Annotated in this window: 19 protein-coding genes; 11 read left to right on the top strand and 8 right to left on the bottom strand. The window is 61.8% G+C overall.

Features of this window, described 5'->3' with window-relative positions:
* Positions 1 to 191 precede the first annotated feature (191 nt).
* The 5 genes from ASD00_RS13405 to ASD00_RS13385 form a co-directional block, all read right to left on the bottom strand.
* A complete protein-coding gene (locus tag ASD00_RS13405; protein WP_057207103.1) occupies positions 192 to 1,337 on the bottom strand; it encodes a GTP-binding protein in 1,146 nt (381 codons plus the stop codon).
* Positions 1,334 to 3,640: a xanthine dehydrogenase family protein molybdopterin-binding subunit gene (locus ASD00_RS13400; protein ID WP_057207101.1), complete on the bottom strand. Its 2,307-nt coding sequence runs from the start codon at positions 3,638 to 3,640 to the stop codon at positions 1,334 to 1,336. The genes ASD00_RS13405 and ASD00_RS13400 overlap by 4 nt, the downstream gene beginning before the upstream one ends.
* The gene (locus ASD00_RS13395; RefSeq protein ID WP_025430365.1) at positions 3,637 to 4,119 is read right to left on the bottom strand and encodes a (2Fe-2S)-binding protein; all 483 of its coding nucleotides are present in this window, start codon (positions 4,117 to 4,119) and stop codon (positions 3,637 to 3,639) included. Before ASD00_RS13395 ends, ASD00_RS13400 begins: the two co-directional genes overlap by 4 nt.
* The gene (locus ASD00_RS13390) at positions 4,116 to 4,979 is read right to left on the bottom strand and encodes a xanthine dehydrogenase family protein subunit M (protein ID WP_057207099.1); all 864 of its coding nucleotides are present in this window, start codon (positions 4,977 to 4,979) and stop codon (positions 4,116 to 4,118) included. The genes ASD00_RS13395 and ASD00_RS13390 overlap by 4 nt, the downstream gene beginning before the upstream one ends.
* A gap of 73 nt (positions 4,980 to 5,052) precedes the next feature.
* Positions 5,053 to 6,444, bottom strand: coding sequence for a nucleobase:cation symporter-2 family protein (locus tag ASD00_RS13385; RefSeq protein ID WP_057207097.1), 1,392 nt, complete (start codon positions 6,442 to 6,444; stop codon positions 5,053 to 5,055).
* A 160-nt stretch (positions 6,445 to 6,604) separates the two neighbouring features.
* Here ASD00_RS13385 and ASD00_RS13380 point away from each other — a divergent pair, with 160 nt between their 5' ends.
* The 11 genes from ASD00_RS13380 (at position 6,605) to ASD00_RS13330 (ending at position 19,424) form a co-directional block, all read left to right on the top strand.
* Complete coding sequence (locus ASD00_RS13380; protein WP_057207095.1) at positions 6,605 to 7,501, top strand: LysR substrate-binding domain-containing protein; 897 nt, start codon at positions 6,605 to 6,607, stop codon at positions 7,499 to 7,501.
* A gap of 327 nt (positions 7,502 to 7,828) precedes the next feature.
* Positions 7,829 to 8,629, top strand: a complete 801-nt coding sequence (locus tag ASD00_RS13375) for an aldolase (RefSeq protein WP_025430369.1) — start codon at positions 7,829 to 7,831, stop codon at positions 8,627 to 8,629.
* 314 nt (positions 8,630 to 8,943) lie between these two features.
* A complete protein-coding gene (locus tag ASD00_RS13370; protein ID WP_057207319.1) occupies positions 8,944 to 10,116 on the top strand; it encodes an amidohydrolase family protein in 1,173 nt (390 codons plus the stop codon).
* A 118-nt stretch (positions 10,117 to 10,234) separates the two neighbouring features.
* The gene (locus ASD00_RS13365) at positions 10,235 to 11,161 is read left to right on the top strand and encodes a BMP family protein (protein ID WP_057207318.1); all 927 of its coding nucleotides are present in this window, start codon (positions 10,235 to 10,237) and stop codon (positions 11,159 to 11,161) included.
* A gap of 76 nt (positions 11,162 to 11,237) precedes the next feature.
* A complete protein-coding gene (locus tag ASD00_RS13360) occupies positions 11,238 to 12,332 on the top strand; it encodes an ABC transporter permease (protein WP_057207093.1) in 1,095 nt (364 codons plus the stop codon).
* A 51-nt stretch (positions 12,333 to 12,383) separates the two neighbouring features.
* On the top strand, positions 12,384 to 13,316 hold the full coding sequence (locus tag ASD00_RS13355) for an ABC transporter permease (RefSeq protein ID WP_057207091.1): 933 nt from the start codon (positions 12,384 to 12,386) through the stop codon (positions 13,314 to 13,316).
* Positions 13,317 to 13,321: 5 nt separating this feature from the next.
* Positions 13,322 to 14,866, top strand: coding sequence for an ABC transporter ATP-binding protein (locus ASD00_RS13350; RefSeq protein WP_057207089.1), 1,545 nt, complete (start codon positions 13,322 to 13,324; stop codon positions 14,864 to 14,866).
* A 70-nt stretch (positions 14,867 to 14,936) separates the two neighbouring features.
* Positions 14,937 to 15,851 (top strand): LysR family transcriptional regulator, encoded by a 915-nt coding sequence (locus tag ASD00_RS13345; protein ID WP_025430374.1) that lies wholly within the window; start codon positions 14,937 to 14,939, stop codon positions 15,849 to 15,851.
* Between the two features lie 200 nt (positions 15,852 to 16,051).
* Positions 16,052 to 17,398 carry an adenylate/guanylate cyclase domain-containing protein gene (locus ASD00_RS13340; protein WP_057207087.1) on the top strand — a complete coding sequence of 449 codons (1,347 nt, stop codon included), beginning with the start codon at positions 16,052 to 16,054 and terminating at the stop codon, positions 17,396 to 17,398.
* Between the two features lie 293 nt (positions 17,399 to 17,691).
* A complete protein-coding gene (locus ASD00_RS13335) occupies positions 17,692 to 18,720 on the top strand; it encodes a four-carbon acid sugar kinase family protein (protein ID WP_057207085.1) in 1,029 nt (342 codons plus the stop codon).
* Positions 18,721 to 18,722: 2 nt separating this feature from the next.
* Positions 18,723 to 19,424, top strand: a complete 702-nt coding sequence (locus tag ASD00_RS13330) for a FadR/GntR family transcriptional regulator (protein ID WP_057207083.1) — start codon at positions 18,723 to 18,725, stop codon at positions 19,422 to 19,424.
* Between the two features lie 178 nt (positions 19,425 to 19,602).
* On the opposite strand, the gene ASD00_RS13325 is transcribed toward ASD00_RS13330, so the two are convergent.
* The 3 genes from ASD00_RS13325 to ASD00_RS13315 are packed head-to-tail and all read right to left on the bottom strand — an operon-like array spanning position 19,603 to position 22,875.
* The gene (locus ASD00_RS13325; RefSeq protein WP_057207082.1) at positions 19,603 to 20,718 is read right to left on the bottom strand and encodes an iron-containing alcohol dehydrogenase; all 1,116 of its coding nucleotides are present in this window, start codon (positions 20,716 to 20,718) and stop codon (positions 19,603 to 19,605) included.
* 7 nt (positions 20,719 to 20,725) lie between these two features.
* Positions 20,726 to 21,682, bottom strand: a complete 957-nt coding sequence (gene pdxA, locus ASD00_RS13320) for a 4-hydroxythreonine-4-phosphate dehydrogenase PdxA (RefSeq protein ID WP_057207080.1) — start codon at positions 21,680 to 21,682, stop codon at positions 20,726 to 20,728.
* Positions 21,679 to 22,875 carry an exo-alpha-sialidase gene (locus tag ASD00_RS13315; RefSeq protein ID WP_057207077.1) on the bottom strand — a complete coding sequence of 399 codons (1,197 nt, stop codon included), beginning with the start codon at positions 22,873 to 22,875 and terminating at the stop codon, positions 21,679 to 21,681. The genes pdxA and ASD00_RS13315 overlap by 4 nt, the downstream gene beginning before the upstream one ends.
* Positions 22,876 to 22,900 lie beyond the last annotated feature (25 nt).

Below are 22,900 nucleotides of genomic sequence, written 5' to 3'. Positions count from 1 at the left end.
ATTGTCGGTGCTTCTACTCGCTGTCGAGGAAACCACGGGACGGGCTTTATGTCAATAAAAAAATTAATCTAACATATTGTTTTTAAATGATTTTTTCGACAACGGCAGCGACCGCCCGCGCGCTGGAGGGCGCGCGGGCGGTTCAGACAGAGGGACTTGCGCAAGCGGTGTTCGCGGCGGGAGAAGTGCCGCTAGATCGCCAGGCATGCACGCAAGTTTCTGTCTATGCCGTCACGGTCGAGATTGCGGCCGATGAAGACGAATTTCGACTTCCGCTTGTCCTCGCCCCATGCGTGGTCCGGGCGGAAATCGACCAGCTTGTGCACCGCCTGGAGGACGAAGAAGCGATCATCATCGGCGACCGAAACGATGCCCTTGGTGCGGAAGATGTCGTCGCCGTGCGCACCGAGATAGCCCTTCAGAAAGGTCGCAAGCTTTTCGCGGTCGAAGGGGTCCGGATAGACGAAGGAATGGGATTTCACCGTCGTGTCGTGCTGGTGCGGGCGGCGAACGGGCTCGTGCGCATGGCCATGATCATGGTGGTGGTGGTGGTCATGGTCGGGGTGGTCATGGTCGGGGTGGTCGCAGGCTGGATCGTGGCAGTCCGCGTGGATGTGGTGATGCGCGTCGTGGTCTTCGTCCAGGTCGATGTCGAGGATTTCCGCACGGTCGCGAACATAGGACGGCCGGAAGCCGTTGATGCCGAGGATGTTGGAGAGTTCGACGACACCGTAGCTGGACCGCAGGATCGGCGCAGTCTGGTTGAGCTTGCGCAGCGAGCCCTCCAGCGAACCAAGCGCCTCTTCGCCGGCAAGGTCGATCTTGTTGACGATGATCCGATCGGCCGCGACAATCTGGTTGACCGCCTGGTTGTCGCTGCCGTCCAGCACCGGATCATAGAGGTGCTGGTCGATATGTTTAGCATCCACCAGCGTCACCACCGCATCCAGCTCCACCTCGTCGGCGACGGTGCGGTCAACGAAGAAGGCGGTGGCCACAGGCGTCGGATCGGCAAGTCCGGAGGTTTCGACGATGATGTGGTCGAACTTGTCCTTGTGGCTGAGGAGCTTCTTCATCACGTCGATCAGGTCGTTGCGCACGTCGACGAAGCAGCAGATACAGCCGTTCTGCATCTGGAAAATTTCCTCGTCCGAGGCAAGCACCAGGTCGCTATCGACGTCCACCTCGCCAAATTCGTTCTCGATCACGGCGATGCGGTGGCCGTGCCGTTCGGTGAGGATGTAGTTGAGCAGCGTCGTCTTTCCCGATCCCAGGAACCCTGTCAGGATCGTGATCGGGAGCTTCTGCTGGTTCGCAGCTTCGATATGGATGTTCATGCGCCCTTCTCCCTCAAGGCTTTCAGAATGTCTTCCGGAGTGATCGGATAGTGGCGGAAGCGAACGCCGATGGCGTCATGGATGGCGTTGGCGATGGCCGGACCGATCGCGATGATCGGGTCCTCACCGACGCCCTTTGCCCCCCACGGGCCGCCCGGATCAGGGGCCGCCTCGAGGATGACCGTCTCGATCCCCGGCATGTCCATCGACAGCGGCATCTTGTAGTCGACGAGGCCGGCGTTAAGGGACCGGCCGGTCGTCTTGTCGATCACGTAGTCCTCGGTGAGCGTATGGCCGATACCCTGCTGGATGCCGCCCTCGATCTGACCTTGCGCGGCGATAGGGTGGATGACGCGACCGACGTCATGCACCGGCACGACACGTTTGACCTCGACGATGCCAGTATCGATATCCACGTCCACTTCGGTGAAATGCGCGGCGAAGGAGTAGGATTTGGTCGGCTCATAGGTACCGTTTGCAACGATATTGGCTGCAGGAATGCCGCGCGAGGGACCCATCGCCTCGGCCACTGTCATAACGCTGGTGGGATCCGTGATCAGGAAGACCTTACCTTCACTGAGATCGACGTCGGCGGGCAAAACCTGCAGCTTCATTGCCGCCCGCTCCAGAACAGCAGCGCGGACCTTGCTGGCGGCCATCTTCGCAGCTGTGCCGACGAGATAGGTCGTGTGACTGGCAAACGCGCCGATATCCCACGGCACCACGTCGGTATCGCCGTGGATGATGCCGACATCCTCGAAGCGCACGCCAAGTTCCTCCGCGACAATCTGTGCCAGCGCGGTATGGGCACCGGTGCCAAGGCCTGCAGCGCCGGTCAGGAGGGTCATGGTCCCGTCCTCGTTGACCTTCACGGTGGCATTGCCCTGTTCCTTGATGCCCGGGTATGCAGACGACCCGTGCATCTCGCAACCGATGCCCCAGCCCTTGCGGATGTGCGGGCGCTTCGGGTCCGGCGTGCGGTCGAGATTGCGCAATGCTTTCCAGTCGACCACGTCGACGCCGTGCTTGATGCACATTTCCAGCCCGTGGCCGATGATCGGGTGGCCGGAGGGCGCAATGTCGCCCGCACGCACCGCGTTTTTCAGCTTCAGCTCGGCCGGGTCCAGGCCCAGACGCTCGGCCGCCTCGTCCATCTGGATGTCGAGCGCATAATAGCTCTGCACAACGCCATAGCCGCGAAAGGCGCCGTTGATCGGCGTGTTGGTGTAGACGCAACGTCCCTCCAGCCGCACATTCTCGCAGCGATAGAGCGAGGTGGCAGCAGTGGTGCCGACGATTGTCACTCCCGGCCCGTGCGAGCCGTAGGCGCCGGAGTCGTAGACGAGCTTCATGTCGCGCGCGACGATGGTGCCGTCGTTACGGAAACCCTGTTTCAGCCAGATCTTGCAGGGATGGCGGGCGCGGCCGGCAACGAAGGTCTCGTGCCGGGTAAATTCCATCTTCACCGGCCTGCGCGTTTCCTTGGCGAGCAGCGCGCAGAGGAATTCGTGCTGGAAGAGGTCCTGCTTGGCGCCGAAGCCGCCGCCCATATGGTCGACGATGACGCGCACCTTGGTGAGCGGCAGGCCGAGGACTTCGGCAAGAATTCCGCGCACCATGAACGAGGTCTGCGTCGAGGTCCAGAAGGTGAGCTTGTTCGAACCGTCCCAGTCGGCAATGCAGACATTGGGCTCCATGTAGGCCGGATGTGGTCGCCCGCCGGAAAAGACGCCTTCGAGCACGAAATCCGCCTCGGCAAAACCGGCTTCCACATCGCCGCGGCTGACGCGCACCGGATCGAGCACCAGGTTACCGCCAGGCCCGACCTCGTGGATCAGTGGCGCGCCAGGCTGTGCGGCCTCCTCTGGCTCGAACACCGCCGGCAACGGCTCGTATTCGACTTCGATCAGGTCCAGCGCCTCGTCAGCGATCTCCTCGCTGATCGCGGCGACGGCGGCGACGCCCTCGCCCCAGAACCGCACACGGTCGTCGAGGATATACTGGTCCTTGGTGCAGGAGGCCGAACGCGGGTGTGGCGAGCCGTAATGCAGAACGCGCGGCACGGTCTCATGCGTCAACACCGCCTTGACACCGGGATAGGCGAGCGCCTTGCTGATATCGATGCTCTTGATGCGAGCATGGGCGATTGCCGCACGCTTGATCTTGCCGTGCAGCATGCCGGGCAGTTTGACGTCGCCGGTATACTGCGCCTCGCCCGTCACTTTTTCGAGCACGTCGTCGCGGCGAACACTCTTGCCGACGATCTTGAAGTCGCGCTTTTCGATTGGGGTCGTCATGTTCATGATCTTGCTGCCTCCATCTCGCGCGCGGCGGATTTGATCGCGTCGAAAATCTTGGTGTAGCCGGTGCAGCGGCAGATATTGCCGCTGAGCCCGAAGCGTATGTCTTCGTCGGTGGGCCGCGGATTGTCGTCGAGCAGCTTCTTGGCCATCATCAGGATGCCCGGTGTGCAGAAGCCGCATTGCGAGGCTCCGTGCCGCATGAAGGCATCCTGCAGGGGATGCAGCGTATCGACGCCCGGCTGAAGCCCCTCGACCGTCTCGATCGCGCGGCCCTCCGCTTCGACGGCAAGCATCAAGCAGGCGTTGACCGGCTCGCCGTCTACGAGCACGGTGCAGGCGCCACAGTCGCCGACGTCGCAGCCCTTCTTGGTGCCGGTGAGACCGACGTCGTCGCGAAGCGCGTCCAGGAGCGAGCGGCAGGGATCAACCGCCATGTCGCGCGGCTCGCCGTTGATGGTGAGTTCGACGATCCGTTTCATGCGAAAGCCTCCAATGCCTGTTTGATGGCGCGGCCGGTCAGCACGCCGACCATGTCGCGGCGGTAATCGGCGCTGGCGCGCACATTGCTGATCGGCGTGCACTCCTCCATCGCCTTCGCGGCGGCACTCTTGACTGTTGCAGCGTCGAGCGCCGTGCCGCGCAGCACGCTTTCGGCCTGTCGCGCACGCAGTACGGTTGCGCCCACGGCGCCGAGCGCGATGCGGATGTCGTTGCACACGCCATCCTCCATGGTCAGGCTGACGGCGACGCCGACCGTGGAGAGCTCCATCGCTTTTCGGCGGCCGTGTTTCAGATAGGCCTTGCCGCTGTTTTCGAGCGCCGGCGGCACGGTAATGCCGGTGACTATCTCGCCCTTGGCGAGCACGCTCTTGCCAGGGCCTGTAAAAAATTCCGAAAGCGGGATTACACGGATGTTCGTGCGGCTGTAGATGTGCACGAAGGCCCCGTCGGCGATTAGCGGCGGAATCGTGTCCGCCGAGGGCGAGGCGCGACAGATATTGCCGACCACGGTGGCGCGGTTGCGCACCTGGATGGAGCCCAGCGAAGCGAACGCGGCCCTAAGGTTCGGATAGCGCGCGCCCACCAACGGCAGACGCTCGAGGCGACCGACCGTCACCAGCGCGCCAAAGGTCAGGCCCCGGGTTTCGTCATATGTGATCTCGGAAAGGCCGGGGATATGCTTGATATCGATGACGTTGCGCACGCGCCGCAGCCTCTCCCTAATCTCAACCAGAAGGTCCGTACCGCCGGCGAACAAAAAGCTGTCGTCGCCGAGCTCGGTGAGTAGACGAGAGGCATGCTCCAGCGTTTCCGCCCGATGGTATTCAAAGCGTCTCATGGGATTTCCCTTCGTTCGGGGTTCCGGCGGGGTTCCGGCGACGCGATGCCGCCGGACATGTGTCGGGTGCTCTTCAAATCGCGTCGGGCGCGGGCGCAGCGTTCTTAAGTTCAGGCTCCTCCGGCTCCTTGGCGGGAATGCCGTTGAAGAGGATGTTGAGAAGTGCCGCGGCAAAGGTGCCGACGAGAACACCGCTATGCAGGAACTTTTCGAGCGCCTGCGGCAGCTGGTCGAAGATCTTGTCGGCGACCACGGGCACCATGGCGAGACCGACGCTGACCGCCACGATATAGAGATTGCGCCGGTTGTTGGTGAAATCCACCTTGCTCAGGATCTTGACGCCGGTGGCCGAAACCATGCCGAACATCACGATAGCCGCACCGCCCACCACATAACTCGGGATGGATGCGCTGATGAAGGCGACCTTGGGCAGCGAGCCGAGCAGGATCAGGATGACGCCGCCCGTCGCCACCACCCAGCGGCTCATGACGCCGGTGATCTGCAACAAGCCGACATTCTGCGCGTAGGTCGTATAGGTGAAGGTGTTGAGGATGCCGCCGATGATGTTGCCGACACCATCTGTCCTCAGGCCGCGCGCCAGATCCGCCTGGGAAATCTTGCGGCCCGTCATGTCGCCGACCGCAAGGATCTGCCCGGTCGATTCGACCATCATCACCGTCATGACCGCACAGAGCGAGAAGATCGACCAGAACTCGAATATTGGCCAGCCGAATGCGAGCGGATGAATGATCCGGACCCAATCGGCATCCCCCACACCGCTGAAGCTGACCTTGCCGGCGGCAATCGCGATGGCGAAACCGACGCCGATGCCGAGCAGCACGGCGAGATTGGACAGGAAGCCCTTGAGATACCGCGTCATGAGCAGGATCGCGACGAGCACGATCGTTGCGACGGCTAGCGCGAAAGGCGCACCGTAGGCCGGGTTGGGGATCATTCCGTCCGGCCCCTTGATCATCGGCTGCCCGCCGGCCGCCCAGTTCACGCCGACGCGCATCAGCGACAGCCCGATGATCAGCATGACCGTTCCGGTGACGATCGGCGGGAAGAACCGCACCCATCGACCGAAATAGGGTGCTGCCAGAAGCGTGAAGACGCCGGATCCAATCACGGCGCCGATGACGCCGGGCATTCCGAGCTCCGGGTTGGTACCCGTCGCGATGATCGAGGGAACCGCGGTAAAAGCGATGCCCATCATGATCGGCAGGCGAATGCCGACATTGCCGATGCCGACAGCCTGGATGATGGTTACCAGACCGCAACAGAACAGGTCTGCGCTGACCAGCATGGCGATCTGTTCCTTCGGCAGATGCAAGGCGCTGCCGATGATGAGCGGCACGGCAACTGCGCCGGCATACATGACGAGAACGTGTTGCAGGCCCAGAGCAAAAAGGCTCGGGATCGGATACATCTTTTCGACGGGATCCGTCGTTGCAGGATTGGACATTCGCTTTCCTCCCAGCGAATAGCTTCCGGCGCGGTGGGGCTTCGTGGCCTCGTGGTTATGTCACCGCACGCCGTACGAGGAGGATCATGCGGCTGGCCAAATCAGCAAACAATCGGCATAATTATATTTATTCATCTAGTAACTGAATGAATGAGGCGGCATGGACATTACGCTGAAGCAGCTTCGGGCTTTCGTCACGGTGGCCAATCTCGGGCAGTTCACGCTGGCCGCCGACAAGCTTGGCTCATCACAGTCGGCCGTCAGCACGTTGGTGCGGCAACTGGAAACCAATCTCAATCTCCGCCTCTTCGACCGACATACCCGTCTCCTGCGCCTCACCCAGGCCGGCATCGACATCCTGCCGGTCGCGTCGCGCGCCGTGGCGGACATCGAGGGCATGGTGGAAAGCTCGCGGGAGCTGAACGCGCTTCGACGGGGCAAGGTCTCGATTGCGGCGGGTACCGTGCAGGCCGCGCTGCTGCTGCCCCCGCTGATCAATGCCTTCAGCAAGCTCTACCCCGAAATCACCGTCGCCCTGCATGACGTTGCCGAAAAGGCGGTACTGGACTATGTCGCCAACGGAACTGCCGACCTCGGCGTCGGCACGGTGCCGGAGGAAGACACCGACCTGGTCGGCACCCGGCTGACGACTGACGAATTCCTGGTGGTACTGCATTGCGACGATGCGCTGGTGAAACTCCCGGAGCTTCGCTGGACCGACCTTGCCGAGCGCAAGCTGATCGGCCCGCAACGCGGCAACCCCATTCGCGACCGTCTGGAAAGCGAGTTGGCGCGTAACGGCATCGTGCTGCCGCTCGACAAGACGATGCAGGAGGTGGCGCTGCCGTTGACCATTATCGGCATGGTCGAAGCCGGCCTCGGCGTCGCGATCATGACCTCGGCGGTCGTGCGGCTGGCGACATCGATGGGGCTGATCGTGCGCACGCCAACCGAACCACTCATCCGGCGCGAAGTCAGCCTCATCCAGAAACAGGCCCGCTCGCTCTCGCCTGCCGCCCGACGCTTCCGCGACTTCCTTCTGAAGGCCGTGCACTAAAGCGCGTCGCGATCTTTCAGATTCGCTTTCTGCGCTTTAGGCTCTTGTTTTTGCGCATGTCGTTATCGCAAAACCGCTGCACACTTTTGCGCGACATGCTTGAAGCAAATCCATTGGAGTAAGCAGCAATTCATCATCTGGCGCGGCGCAAGTACCGTGGTTGACCGGACAAAATATTCAGCGCTATCTGGTATCGCTGCTGGACTGCGTATTGCGCGGGCAGGCAGGGCGCAGAGGGCCTTGTGGTCTTTTTCTGCGCGCGGTGTCCGGCGCACCATCGTGCCCCGGCCAGCCGCCGCTCCCAGCCACACCAGATCAGGAGCACCCATGGCCCACTCCCTGAAAGACCGTGCCGACCATTCTGAGGCCTCCGGCCGACCGAACCGCCCCGACCTTTCCACAGACACCATCCGAACCGCCAGGGAAGAGCTCGCCGCCTGTTTCCGCATGGCGGCGCGCAATGGGTTTGAGGAAGGCATCTGCAACCACTTTTCTGCAGTTGTCCCGGGGCACGACGATCTCTTCATCGTCAACCCCTATGGCTACGCCTTCCGCGAGCTGACCGCCTCGAAACTCTTGATCTGCGATCTAAATGGCACCGTCGTCGAGGGTGAAGGCGAGCCGGAGGCTACGGCCTTCTACATCCACGCCGAGATCCACCGGCGCCTGCCGCGCGCCAAGGTCGTCTTCCACACGCACATGCCCTATGCGACGGCTCTGTCGATGACGGACGGTCCGCCGCTGATCTGGGCGGGGCAGACGGCATTGAAGTTTTATGGCCGCACCGCCGTCGACGAAAATTACAACGGCCTTGCGCTCGATCACCGCGAAGGCGCTCGCATTGCCGGAACATTGGGCGATGCGGACATCCTGTTCATGAAACATCACGGCGTGCTGGTGCTCGCACCGACCATCGCCGAGGCCTGGGATGACCTTTACTACCTCGAACGGGCGGCGCAAGTGCAGGTCCTTGCGATGTCCACGGGCCGCACGGTCTGCCCCGTCGATCCGGCAATCGCTGAAGCCGCTTATCGGCAGATACGGGAGGGAGATGCCGCCTCCGCGCGTGCGCATCTCGCCGCCATCCGTCGACAGCTCAACGCGGAAGAACCGCAATATCGACATTGAACATCGGACGTCGCACGTCTTGGCCTGGATAGGTGGGCGTGCGACCCCGACCGCGAAGCGAACGGGCAAGGCGCCCCCGATTGTTACGAATTATTCATTAAAACATTGAAATAATGAATTTGTTTAAATTAACGGTGCGTGTTTAGTTTCGCCTCACAACAAAAAGGTGGGGACGAATGGCACGGGACAATTCAATTGCGTCGCTCGCAAACCTGGCCGCCGGTCAGTCCTTTGCGCTCACTGGCGGCACCATCATCCATGACGATGGCTCGCAATCGATCAGCGACATCATCGTGGGCGCCGACGGGCGGTTCATGGTCGTCGAACCCTTCCTCAACACGGATACATGCAGCACCTGCGTCGACATCAGCGGCATGCTGGTTTCGCCGGGCTTCGTCGATGCGCACCAGCATCTCGACAAGACCGGCGTGCTGCGGTTCACGCCCAATCCATCAGGAACGCTCCAGGGCGCCCGCGAGGCTTTTGCCAAGTATGCTCGCACCGCTGGTCCCGACGACATTCACAAGCGGGCAACGCGCACGGTTGAGCGATGCCTGTCCCGCGGCACGACGGCCATTCGCAGCCATATCAACGTCGACAAGGATGCCGGTTTCCACGGCATCGAGACGCTGGCGGGCATCCGCGATGGCGCGAAAGACCGCATCACCCTCCAGCTCGTTGCGTTCATGACGCCGCACCCGGGCCAGGACTTCGACTGGCTGGGCCAAAACATCGACGGCGCGGTGGCGCTCGCCGATGCCGTCGGCGGAACGCCGGCCGTTTCCGAGGACCCGCCACGTTATCTCGACATGCTGTTTTCGGCCGCCGTCAAGGCGGGCAAGCCGGTCGATCTGCATCTCGACGAGCACCTCAACGCCAGTGTTCACCTCATTGAGGCCGCTCTCGACCGGGTCGAGCGCTTCGGCATGCAGGGACGCACCGTGTTCAGCCATGTCTCGGTCTTGAGCGCCCTGCCTCGCCGGAAATTCGAAAGCATCATCGAGCGCATCCTTGCCCTCGACGTCGGTGTCGTTACCCTTCCGGCCGCAAACCTCTACCTGCAGGGGCGTGATTACGAGATGCTGCCGCCGCGCGGGCTGACCCGGGTCGCCGAACTGCATCGCGCCGGTATCACAATCGCCACGGCCTCGGACAACATCCAGGACCCGTTCGTGCCGACCGGCTCGGGCGACATGCTCGAAATCGCCCGCTGGACGCTGCTTGCGGGGCACCTGCGCGGCGACGAGCTTGCCGCGGCCCACCGCATGATCACCACGGCGCCAGCCCGTCTGATGGGGCTAGGCAAGGACTATGGGCTGCGCGCAGGCGCCCGGGCCGACTTCGTGGTCACAGATTGCCTCGACACCGACACGCTGATTGCCGGCGGGCCGGATCAGGCCTTTGTCTTCTCAAGGGGACGCCTCGTCTCAGAAACGACGACCGCGCTCATGCGCGTCGAAAACAGCCGCTTGAAGGAGGACGCATAACCGATCGGCGACTCCGGGGGGATTGAAACGACAATCTAATGGGAGGAATGAAATGAAGAAAACTGCATTTTCACGTCGCTCGCTGCTTGCGTCCATTTTCGGATTGGCCCTCGCCGGAATGATCCGGCCGGACATTGCGCATGCCGAAGACTTCAAGATGGGCCTTCTCGTGCCCGGTAGCGTTTCGGAAGAGGGATGGAACCGGATCGGCTACAATGCGCTGAAGGGCGTTGAAGACCAGCTCGGCGCCAAGATCAGCTATGTCGAGTTGCAACAGAATCCGGCATCCTTCGAAAAGGCCTTTCGCGACTACGCGAGCCAGGGCTACAAGGTAATCCTGGGCCACGGATTTGAATTCCAGGACGCAGCACTCGAAGTCGCACTCGATTATCCGGACACCTATTTCCTGATCTCGTCGAGCAGTATCCATGAAGGCAATGTCATCGGCCTCAACACCGATACGAGCCAGCCCTTCTACCTTATGGGCGTCATCGCCGCGAAGATGGGCCAAAAAGCGGGCCTCGTCGGCGGCATGGAGATCCCACCGATCCAGCAGGCCTTCGCCGGCTTTAAAAACGGCGCCAGGAGTGTGAACCCGGACTTCCCGATCAGCGAGGCCTATATCGGTAACTTCACCGATACGACGGCCGCCAAGGAGGCCGCGCTTAGCATGATCTCGCAGGGTGCCGATTTCGTCGTGCCGAACGCCTCCGGGGCCACCGTCGGCGGCTACCAGGCGATTTCGGAATCCGGGCCGGACGTGCGCTCATTCTCGATCTTCAGCGACTTTACCGAAGTTGCGCCCAACAACATTCTCGGCCTCTACGTCGCCGATTATGCGCAGGGCGTGGTGGAAGTTGTGCGCTCTATTCACGACGGCAGCCCGCCCACGCAAAACGTCGTCTTCGGGCTGAAGGACCCGAAGGTCATCTCCTTCACCTTCCGCGATGACGGCCCAGTCTCGGTGCCGGAAGACATCCGCGCTGAAGTGAAAGCGATCAGCGCCAAGATCGCCGCCGGAGAGATCAAGACAGACACTCAGTGACGGGCCTTTCGCTGCGACCGGCCATGCCTGGTCGCAGCGAACCATTTCAATGCCACACCATTATCGGGACCGATCCATGGAACAGGTAAACCAGGGAGCGCGTGATCACGTGTATCCTCAAGCAGCCCACGCTCTCTACCGGACGCTCTCGCAGGCGGTTATCAGCGCTGCGACCCCGATCGCCGCGGTCCTTGTCGCCCTTTCGTTCGGCGCGGCGCTTTTGTGGCTGAACGGCTTCACTGGGACCGACGTGGTTACGGTGATGATCATGGGCTCCTTCCAGGATGCGCGCTCGATCGGCGAAATCCTGCTGAAGGCGACGCCGCTCATCCTGATCGGCGCGGGGCTTTGTGTCGCCTTCCGGTGCAGCATCTGGAACATCGGCGCTGAGGGGCAGCTTTATGTCGGTGCGATCGCCGCCACCTTCGTCGGCACCAGCATCGATGGCCTCTCTGTCTGGATCCATGCCCCGCTCGTCATGCTGGCGGGCGCGTTGGCCGGCGCCGCCTGGGCCGGCATCGCCGGCTATCTCAAGGTACGCTTCCAGGCGAGCGAGATCGTCACCACGATCATGCTCAACTACATCGCCCTCATCCTGACGAGCTATCTCGTCACCGGGCCGATGAGGGACGCAAGCGCCGCCTATCCGCAATCGGCCCGGCTGGTGCGCGAGGCCTGGACGCCGCGCATCGTCTCGGACATGCGCCTCCATATCGGCATCCTCGTCGCCATCGTGCTGGCGGTCGCACTCTATATTTTCCTCCAACGCAGCAGCCGCGGTTTTGCGTTGCGCGTCGTCGGCCTCAACCCGCATGCGGCGCGTTATGCAGGCATGGACGTCCGCCGCAACGTGATGATCGCCATCTGTATCAGCGGCGCGATGGCCGGGCTTGCCGGCGCCTTCGAGGTCGCGGGTGTCACCCACCGGCTCTATCAGAACATCTCACCGGGCTACGGCTTCGAAGGCATTGCCGTGGCGTTGCTCGCCAACAACAATCCCCTGGCCGCGATCCTGTCGGGCGGGCTCTTCGCGATGCTCCGGTCCGGCTCTGAGGTCCTCCAGATTACATCGCAGGTCCCGCAGGTTCTCGTCCTCGTCATTCAGGGCATCGTCATCCTGTCGGTCGTGGCCTTCGCCAAGTTCCGCGGTGTGCTGACGAGCCTGCGTTAGCCAAACCGCTCCCCCGCAAGGGATGAAGATGATCAAGAGAGGTCCGCAACCATGGACGACATGATGTTTTTCACCTTCCTCGCGGCGCTGATGGGCGCGGCCTGGAGGCTCGCGACGCCCCTCATCTTCGCCTCGATCGGTGAGGTCTTTTCCGAACGGGCGGGGGTGCTCAACATCGGGTTGGAAGGCACGATGCTGGTCGGCGCGTTCTGCGGTTTCGCGGCCGCCTTCGCCACCGGCAGCATCCCGCTCGGCCTTCTTGCCGGCGTCGGCGGCGGCATGCTGTTCGGGCTGGTTTTCGCCTTCTTCACAATTACCATCAAGGCAGACCAGATCGTGGTAGGCGCGGCACTCAACCTGCTTGGCATGGGCCTCACCGCCTTCCTGTTCCGCACCTATTATGTTTCGACCGGCAAGGGCATCGAGATCGCCCAGCCGGTCCATATCCCCTGGCTCAGCGATCTGCCCTTCCTGGGAGAAGCCTTCTTCCGGCAGAACCTCATCGTCTACAGCACGATCCTTGTCGCAATCCTCGCCACCCTCGTGCTCAATCGAACATCCTTCGGACTGACACTGCGTGCTGTGGGGGAACACCCCAAGGCCGTCGACGTCGCCGGCCGCAACGTCGCGACCTACCGGTACGCCGCAGTGATGGTCGGCACAGGTCTTGCAGGTCTCGGCGGCGCATTCCTGACGCTCGGTCATTCCAACCAGTTCGTCGAGGGCATCACCTCCGGGCGCGGCTTCATCGCGCTTGCCGTCGTGGTCTTTGCGAGGTGGTCGCCAATGGGGGCCTTCTTCGTCTCGCTGCTGTTTGGCCTATTCTATGCCCTGCAACTGATGCTCCAGGCACAGGCGTCAATCGTGGTGCCTTACCAGGTCCTGCAAGCCCTTCCCTACATCATGACGATCATCACGCTGGTCGTGGTTCGCGGCAAGGGCGCCGCGCCGAGCAAGCTCGGCCAGCCCTACGAGATGAGGTAACGGACATGTCCCCCAAACCATTCCTGCGCATCGATAATATCCACAAGCGATTCGGCCCCATCATCGCCAGCGACGGCGTGTCGCTGCAAATCGAGGAGGGTGAGATCCACGCGCTGCTCGGTGAAAACGGCGCCGGCAAGAGCGTGCTGATGAGTATGATCTGCGGCATGGTGCGACCCGACGCGGGCGAGATCGTCTACAAAGGCGCGCCCGTTCGCTTCAACAGCCCGCGCGAGGCGATCCGCCAGCGCATCGGCATGGTACACCAGCACTTCATGCTCGTGCCGAACCTCACCGTCGCGGAAAACTATATCCTCGGCCAGGGATCAGCGTTCCGGATCATCAACGACATGGACAAGATCCATGCGAAAATCCGCGAGCTCAGCGATCGCTATGCGCTCGACGTCCGCCCTGACGCCCTCATCGAAGATCTCTCCGTCGGCGAGCAGCAGCGCGTCGAAATCCTGAAGGCTCTGTTCAACGGCATCGATCTCCTCATCCTCGACGAGCCCACCGCTGTGCTGACGCCGCAGGAGACCGACCGCCTGCTTGGCCTGATGCGTGACCTGGCCGCCGACGGGAAGACTGTCGTCTTCATCTCGCACAAGCTCGACGAGGTGATGCGGGTCAGCGACCGTATCAGCGTCATGCGCGACGGGCGCGTGGTCAATACCGTCGGCGTCGACGACACGGATGCGCGAGGCCTTGCCCGCATGATGGTGGGGCGCGACGTTGGCATGGAGCTGGTCCGCGACGCTGCCGCCCGCGGTCGGCTCGTGCTGTCGGTCGAAAACCTCAGCTGTCGTAGCGAAACCGGGCTTCCGGCCGTGCGCGGCATCAGCCTTGATGTGCACGCCGGCGAGATCGTCGGCATCGCCGGCGTTTCCGGTAACGGCCAGAGCGAATTGTCACTGGCGCTTGCGGGCCTGTTGCCGGTGGATTCGGGCCGCGTCGTACTCAACGGCAAGGACATTACCGGCCTGGACCCCGCCCGCATCAATGCTTGTGGGTTTTCCCACATCCCGGAAGATCGGCACAAGCATGGCATCGTGCTTTCGCTCTCGCTCAGCGAGAACACCATCCTCCAGCGATACGACCAACCGCCCTTTGCCGCCCGCGGCATGCTCAATCGGCGCACGATCGGCACGCATACCCGCGATCTCATCAAGCGCTTCCGCATCAAGTCCCGCGATGAGAACCAGCGGATCGGCGACCTTTCCGGCGGCAACCAGCAGAAGCTGGTGGTCGCGCGTGAACTGGCGCGCAATCCCGATTTTATTCTCGTCAACCAGCTCGCCCGTGGCATCGACATCGGCGCGATGGAATTCGTCATGGAGGAGATGCTGAAGCAGCGCGACAGCGGCAGAGCGATCCTGCTGATCTCGACGGAACTCGAAGAACTCTTCGCGATCTGCGATCGGATCCTCGTGATGTGCCACGGCGAAATCCTTGGGGAACTGCCGCCGGACCGTTCTCGCCTCGAGGAGCTGGGACTGCTGATGGCAGGGAAAGCTGCGGATCGCCTTGAGCAACCGACACCTGCGGGCTAGACAGGAGAGGCCGCGCCATCGTTTGATGTAAACCGCACAACCGGCATGTTCGAAGGAGGGCGTCGCGTCCATGAATATAACCCTGCGGCAACTCAGGGCCTTCATCGCGGTGGCCGAACTCGGCCAGTTCAACATCGCCGCAAGGAACCTTCACCTCACCCAGTCGGCGGTCAGCATCCTCATCCGGGACCTGGAGTCGGAAATCGGTGTGCGCCTGTTCGACCGCCACACGCGCATGGTGTCGCTGACGCTCGTCGGGCAGGAATTCCTGCCGCAGGCCCGCAAAATATTGAAGGACCTGGAGCTCGCCGTCGGCGACGTGCGCGACAATGCCTCGCTGAAGCGCGGCCAGGTCACCGTCGCTGCGGCCATCGTGCTCGCCGCAACCATCGTGCCGCCGATCATCGCCCGGTTCCTGCGCATGTATCCGGAGATTTCCGTCAGCATCCGCGACATGCCCGAGGAGGCGATCAGCCCGGCGCTCAAGCGCAACGAGGTCGACATCGCCGTTGGCACACTGTCTGAAGAGGATCCGGAGATCACGGCCACCCCGCTTTTGCGCGACAAGCTGATGCTTGTGTGCCGGGAGGACCACCGTTTCGCCAAACGGAAGTCCGTGCGGTGGGAGGAGATGAAAGACGAATCGCTTATCACGCTGGCCGCCGCCAACCCATTGCGCAGCATCGTTGAGCATAACCTCATCCGCGTCGCTCCGAATTTCCGGCCGAAGTACGAAGTGCGCTTCTCAACGACCGCCATCAGCATGATCGCCGCCGGCATGGGCGTCGCCGTCCTGCCGGAGAATTCCAGCCAACTCGCATCCGCCGTACACGTCACGACCATCGACCTGATCGAACCGGACGTGATGCGAGATGTCTCGCTATTGCAGCGGCGCCAGCACAGCCTTTCGCCCGCGGCCGAGCATCTCAAAGCGGCCTTCGTCGCTTGGGCTGCTGACCGTACTGGATCCTCTGTCCGCGATTGAAACCACGGCAAGTCTCCCAACCCGCAATGCAATGCATGCGCACGACAGATGCAAAGCCCCTAGCGCGATCCCACAAGCTCTTGACCTTACCATCGTTGGAAGCCCCATAAGGGTCGCGTTACCCTTCATGGTACCGAGAGCATGCGAGCTCGGCTGACCGTGAGAGGTCCCGAAGCCTGCCCGCATGTCCAGAGGAAAACATGAGATCTTCACTCAGCGCTGACTGGGACTTCGAGCGGGAAACCCGTTCAATCCTTCTGCGGTTCGTCGCCTTCGCCATACTTCTCGCTAATCTCTTGCTGGGCGGGGGTGCAGAGGCTGAAGGGACCCATTTCGCCGTCATTATTTGCTATCTGGTTATCAGCATCGCATCTGTGATGAGCGCCCGCTTCCTGCCCGGACGATCCTGGCTGAAAACGCTATTTGTCGTTCTTGACGCACTGCTGGTCGCGTTGATCCTCTATGCCCATATCCTTGGCGGCCCGGTCACAGAGAACCACAATGTTACGACGAGCAGCCTCGTCGTCGCTTTCATTCTCCTCAATCATGTTGGCCTCAAGCTTGACCGTCGGCTGGTTCTTGTCTTTTCAGGCATCGTCCTTGTTGCCTGGATCGGCATGCTCGCGGTTACCGCCGCCAGGCATCACACGGCTGACGCTGTCTCGTTCGTTGCTTACTTTTTCAATCAGGATCTTGGTCTGACGGTGAGTTATGGCTTCACCGCCTTTGCAATTTATCTCCTCGCCAAGGATCACGATAAGACGCGGAAGGAGGCTCTGGTGGCAGACAGGCGACGCCTCAATCTGTCGCGGTTCTTCTCGCCACTCGTTGTCGCCGACCTTCAGGAAGGAAGTTCGGCTCTCGAACTCGAACGGCGCAATGCCGTGATCATGTTTGTCGACCTGCGTGACTTCACCAGTTTTGCCGAGACAGCACCCGCTCGCCAATTGGCAGCGGTGCTGGCTCAATACCGTCATCTCGTTTCGGGGATCATTTTCGACCACGGCGGAACCGTCGACAAGTTCATCGGAGACGGCGTGATGGCCGTGTTCGGCCAACCTACAGCAATGAAGGATGACGCAGACCGTGCGCTCGCTTGCGCTCTCGACCTGGTCGATGCGTTGAATGACTGGAAGCACCAGAATTTGGTTGGCGGGTATCCTGCCCTAAGCGCTGGCATAGGCTTGCACTATGGCTCCGTCGTCGGTGGCGTCCTGGACAGCGGGTGTCATAGCGAATTCACAGTCATAGGGGATGCGGTCAATGTCGCCCAGCGACTTGAAGCCCTTACGAAGGTTCTGGGCTCACCGCTTGTTGTCTCATCGGCGCTGGTCAAACAATTGCGCAAACCTGCGCCATCTGCACTGTGGACGGTACAGAATGAGGTTGCGCTCGCTGGCCGGCGGTTGCCGATTGACATCTGGTACTTGCAGACCGAGGTGGATAGCAGTGTCCCTTCCCCCGTAGCCGGCGGTGCAAAGACACCCCTCCAGAGGCCTTCCCTCCAGTCCTCGCCGTTTACAGCGCCAGACGTCGGGATTGGATAATCAATCCCTCTCGCGGTGGTCCTGACAAGCTCATCTATCGGTCGGGCAAAGACTCGCCAAAGATCGATTGGCACGCGCCACTGCCGGCCACTGCATTCTTGATCTGGGTTCCATCTGGACCGCGATCACCTGACGAACGCTGCTTTAGATTTCGTGTCACCGCGTCATTCCTCGACGGCCTTCAAACTGCCGGGTCCATCAGGAACTATTTGTAATTAGCAAGCCAAAACTCCTTGACATTTCAATCAAAAACGAAGGAATTAAGATAACAACAAATTCTTGGAGCTTGTTTCATGCTGGCCATTGTCGCCGATGATCTGACCGGCGCCCTGGATGCAGCCGCCCCATTCGCCAGCAGGGGCCTGCATACTGAGATTGCGCTTACCGTCGAAGCCATCCCCGGGGCGTTGAGCGAGCACCCGCAGGTCATGTCCGTCAATATTGGCTCGCGGGAAATGGATGTCGTATCAGCGCAGCAAGCAACTGCTGCGGCGCTTGCCGCGTTGCCGCCGGGCTCGCGCCTTTTCAAGAAGATCGACTCGCGCCTCAAGGGCCACATCGCTGCCGAGCTCGACATAATCCCTTTTCGCTCAGCGCTGGTTGCTCCCGCCATTCCGGATTTCGGACGGATGGTAAGGGCCGGCCATGTACAGGGCTTTGGGGTGGATACGCCGATATCGATTGCCGAAAAACTTGGCCGGCACGCGGGGAACATGACGATCCCGGATATCGCGACCGCGGAAGAAATGAGCCGCTCGCTTCAATCGGCCCAGGAATCGGGAGTGGACCTGCTGATCGGGGCACGCGGATTGGCCGAGGCACTGGCACGCCAAATGACCGGCGACGCAAAGGCGCTAGCTGCCGAGATCCCAGAAGGGCCCGGACTTTTTGTCATCGGCTCGCGTGATCCGATCACGCTAGCGCAGATCGAAGAATTGCGTGCCACGCTCGAGCCGCGTTATCTGCCGGCACCAAATGGCCGCCTGAGCGACACGTCTTCGGGTGGCAGCTTGATCACTCTTGTGCAGGCAGTTGACGGAGATGTCGCAATTACCTCGCAGGAAGTCTCCCGTCTTCTAGCGGAAAGCGTCTTTCCAGCTTTGACACAGGCCGCCTCGACGTTGCTTCTTTCCGGTGGTGCCACTGCACAAGCCGTGCTGGACAAGATGGGGATTAAACGTTTCCGGCTAATGGGTGAGTGCATGCCAGGTCTGGGCTTGGCCTTCGCCAACGGACATTGCATCATCGCGAAATCCGGAGGATTCGGTCACGCCGGGACGCTGAGGGAGATTGCGGGCAGAATGCTCCGCAACATGGGATGACAATGGGACTGGAGAACGGAACGACACGCAAGAGCCTGGCCGACCTCGTCTTCGAGCGGATGCATCGCGCCATTAAATCGGGGGCCTACAAGCCCGATGAACGCTTGCCGACGGAGCACGACCTCGCCGCCGAATTCGAAGTGTCCCGACCGGTCATCCGCGAGGCGCTTCGCCGCATCCGTGACCAGGGCCTGATCTATTCTCGCCGAGGCGCTGGCAGTTTTGTTCGTGCCGTCGGCATGAAGGAGCCACTTGGCTTCGGACAACTCGAGAATGTCGCGGATCTGCTGAACTGCTACGAGTTCCGGCTGACGGTCGAGCCGGCAGCAGCAGCCGCAGCAGCGGCACGCCATGATGACGCCAGTCTTGGCGCCATTCGCCAGGCGCTGGAGTTGATGCGGGACGCGACCAACCGACAGTCGCATCGCGAGGACGCGGACTTCCAATTCCATCTGGCGATCGCGCGCGCTGCCCAGAACAGCTATTTCTCGACCGCGATGGAAGCCCTCAAGGACCATATTGCCGTCGGCATGAAATTCCATGGCGCGTCAGTCAAGCGCGAGACAACCGGCCTCACGCGTGTTTTCGCCGAGCACGAAGCAATCTGCGATGCGATCGCTGCCGGTGACGGCACGAAGGCAAAGCAGTTGATGCACGATCACTTGACCGGCTCGCGCGAGCGGTTGTTTCAGACGACCCGGTAAATCGGCGACACTCGCAACGCGAAGCGCCCCGACCTTTGGCCGAGGCGCTTGAAATTGGGCGATGGCCCAAGGCGCCTAAAGCGCAGTAGCCTCTCAGGTTCGCCTACTGCGCGTTAGGCACTTGTTTGTTGCGCATGTCGTTCTCGCAAAACCGCTGCGCACATTTCCGCGACATGCGTTAGAAAGCCGCCCTGTAGACCTCCAGCACCTCGTCGACACTCATATCAACAGGATTGTTGTCCATCAGGCGACGGTTGGCATGCGCCTCGCTGGCATAGAGCGGCAGATCGTTCGACGTCGCGCCGTGGGCTGAAAGCGACATCTCGATGCCGAGATCACTGCAAAATCCGCGAGCAGCGCTCAGAAGTTCCGGCGCCGAAAGAGCCTCGCCCAGTCCCAGCGCCTGTGCGACCTCATCCGTCTTTTCTGCTGCAACGGAACGATTGAAGGCAAGTACATGTGGGAAGATGATGGCGTTGGCCAGCCCGTGCGGCAGGCGGAGCCTGGTTCCCAGCGGATAGGCGATGGCGTGGCCGGCAGCCGTGTTTACCGGGCCAAGGCATATGCCGCCATAATAGGAGGCGAGCATCAACCCTTCGCGGGCCTCGGTATCTGTCCCGTCCTTGACCGCGCGTGCCAGATATTTGCCGACAAGATGGAAGCCCATTCGCGCAAACCCATCGATCATCGGATGCGCCCGACGATTGGTGAAGGCCTCGACACAATGGGCCATCGCATCGACACCCGTCGCCGCTGTGACGGCCGGCGGCACGGAATAGCTCAACTCCGGATCGAGAACGGCAAAGTCCGCGATCATGTGCGGGCTTTCCACTGCGATCTTGTTACCTTTGCCGGGATCGGTAATCAGCGAGCGAATGCCCGCTTCAGAGCCGGTTCCAGCCGTCGTCGCGACTTGAACCAGGCGAGTGTTGCGGCCGGCGACGCGATTGGGGCCCGCGACATCGACGAGCGTTTGATCCGAATCCCAAAGCGCGGCAACCAACTTTGCGACGTCGAGCACCGATCCGCCGCCAAGACCGACAATCAGGTCCGGCTTGCACCGCCTTGCGGCCTCGAGCGCTGCGTCCAGCGTTGCGATGTCTGGCTCTCCGGGTATCGCATCGAATACAGTGACGCGGCCGGAAAGCCGCAATCGATCTGCAAAGCCTGCCGTGATCGGCGTTGCGATCACGAGTGCAGAGCCGACTTCGGCCCAGGCACCGACCTCGCCGACCGTGCCTGCGCCGACTATTAGCCGGCGTGGTTGATGAAGGGTGATTTGAGCAATTGTCATGGCCTGGTCATCCTTGCTTGGCGCTGCCGGCCACGAGCTTGCGCGCGTAGGCGATGGCGGAGTTCATATTGCCGTGGTCGGCGATGCCCTTTCCGGCGATGTCGAAGGCCGTGCCATGGTCAACCGAGGTACGATCGATCGGCAGATCGACCGAGACGTTGACCGCGGTATCGAAGGCCACCAGCTTGATCGGGATGTGTCCCTGATCGTGATATTGCGCGACGATCAGATCAAAAGCGCCGGAATAGGCACGATAGAAAACCGTGTCCGCCGAAATCGGCCCATAGGCGTCGATGCCCTCGGCGCGCGCGGCCGCAACCGCAGGCGCAATCTGGTCGTCATCCTCGGTGCCGAACAGGCCATTTTCGCCGCAATGCGGATTGATGCCGGCAACAGCGATCCTGGGCGCGGCATAGCCGGTGCGCTTGAGATGCGCGTCCCCGGCCCTGATCGTTGCCAGAACTCGCTCCGTCGTCGCCCTTCTGATTGCCTCCTGCAGCGAGACATGCGTCGACACATGGATGACCTTCAGCCGCTCGGAAGCGAGCAGCATATAGGCGGCCTTCGATCCGGTGAGGCTGCGCAGCATGCCGGTATGGCCATCGTAGTGATGGCCTGCAAGGTTCAGCGCTTCCTTGTTGATCGGTGCGGTGACGATGCAGCCGATCGCACCGGATTCGGCGTCGCGCACCGCTTTCTCGATGAAACGAAAGGCAGCATCGCCGGCGACCGGGCTCAGTTGGCCCCAGGGCAGCGGCGCGCCCTCGATCGGCAGATCAACGACATGAGGGCTGAGGTCGATGTCCAGGCCGAGCGCAGACCGAGCGGCCTCAAGCGTCGCCAGATTGCCATAGATGCGCGTCTGTGCGCGATCTGCACTGGACATTTCAGCCAGGGCCCGCACCGAGATCTCGGGGCCGACCCCACAGGGATCGCCCATGGTTATGCCAATGATATTGCTCATGAAACACTCCGTCGAGCCGCACTGTCCCAACCGGGAGCCAGGCGGACATATTTGATCGCGCGCCGATGATAGGTGTAGGCGAGATGCATTGCGCCGTCGGGACCTTCAAGCAGCCAGGGATAGGACATTTCCTGGTTGCGGCCATCGGTCGAGTCATTGGACAGGCAGGTTCCCGGGCCATCTTCGATCGACTGGCGAAGCGCAAAGGAATGCCCACCGTCGTTGGAGAGGCAAAGTGCAACGGGTGCGCGCGGCACCCCCCAGACGGGAACGCAGCCTCCGCTTGGATCCGCATCGGGCCGGCCATCATCTTCGCCCAATTCGTCATAGAGCGAGGCGCGTCGGTCGGACGACAGAAGCGCGTTCACCGGATTGCAGATCATGGCGATGCGGCCGTCGCGCAGGCGGATTGCCGCTAGCGACGAATTGTTGTTCGGCACTTCCGTGGCATGAGGCACGGACCAGGACCGCCCCCCGTCGACGCTCTCGCTCCGGTAGACAAAGTCGGCCTGACGACGCCGGAAGAAGGCGGCGTAGCGCTCCCCTCCGAGCGAGACCGGCGACATGTGCACACAGCCGGTGGACTGTTCAATATCTTCGAGCCGCCACGTCCTGCCTGCATCATGGGAGACACCCACTGCGGCCGTGTCATGGCTGCCGTTCCATTTCTGGCCGGGGCGTTGCACGCATCGGAAAATCGGCAGCAGCCACGCACCATCGTCGCGCACGACGACAGGGGCGCGGACAAAACACCCGCGCGGCAGGTCGAGGTAGCGCCCCTTTGGCGCTGCGAGCTTCAGTGGGTCGGCGGGATCGCGCACCACCTCAGTCATGCGGATCCGGCATTCATCCTGATTTCCTGATGGTTGGGAGGTATGAAACAGCCAGAGAGTGCCGTCCGGCGCGGAAAACAACACCGGGTTCTGTTCCGAATGTGAAGGATCGTCACTCAGTCGCTGCGGCGGTCCCCAAGCGGTCGAGCCTTGCGTCAGTACAGACGCGAAGATCGAGATATCCGACTTGCCCTCCAGCGTGCCGCCGAACCAGGCGCACACGAGCGCACCGTCATCGAGCAAGTGCAGGAATGCCGCATGGTTCTGGATCATTGACGAAGGCAACAAGGCTTCGTCGCGCCCCGGGGACACGGATCGAAGCACGCCGTTCATGTTGCGAGCGATTTCATCGGGATGCATTTAGGCCCTCCTGTCAGGTTCGAAA

It is taken from the genome of Ensifer sp. Root31 (genome assembly GCF_001424825.1).
In the GTDB taxonomy this organism is placed as follows: domain Bacteria; phylum Pseudomonadota; class Alphaproteobacteria; order Rhizobiales; family Rhizobiaceae; genus Ensifer; species Ensifer canadensis.
This window is presented reverse-complemented; position numbering and strand designations above follow the sequence as displayed.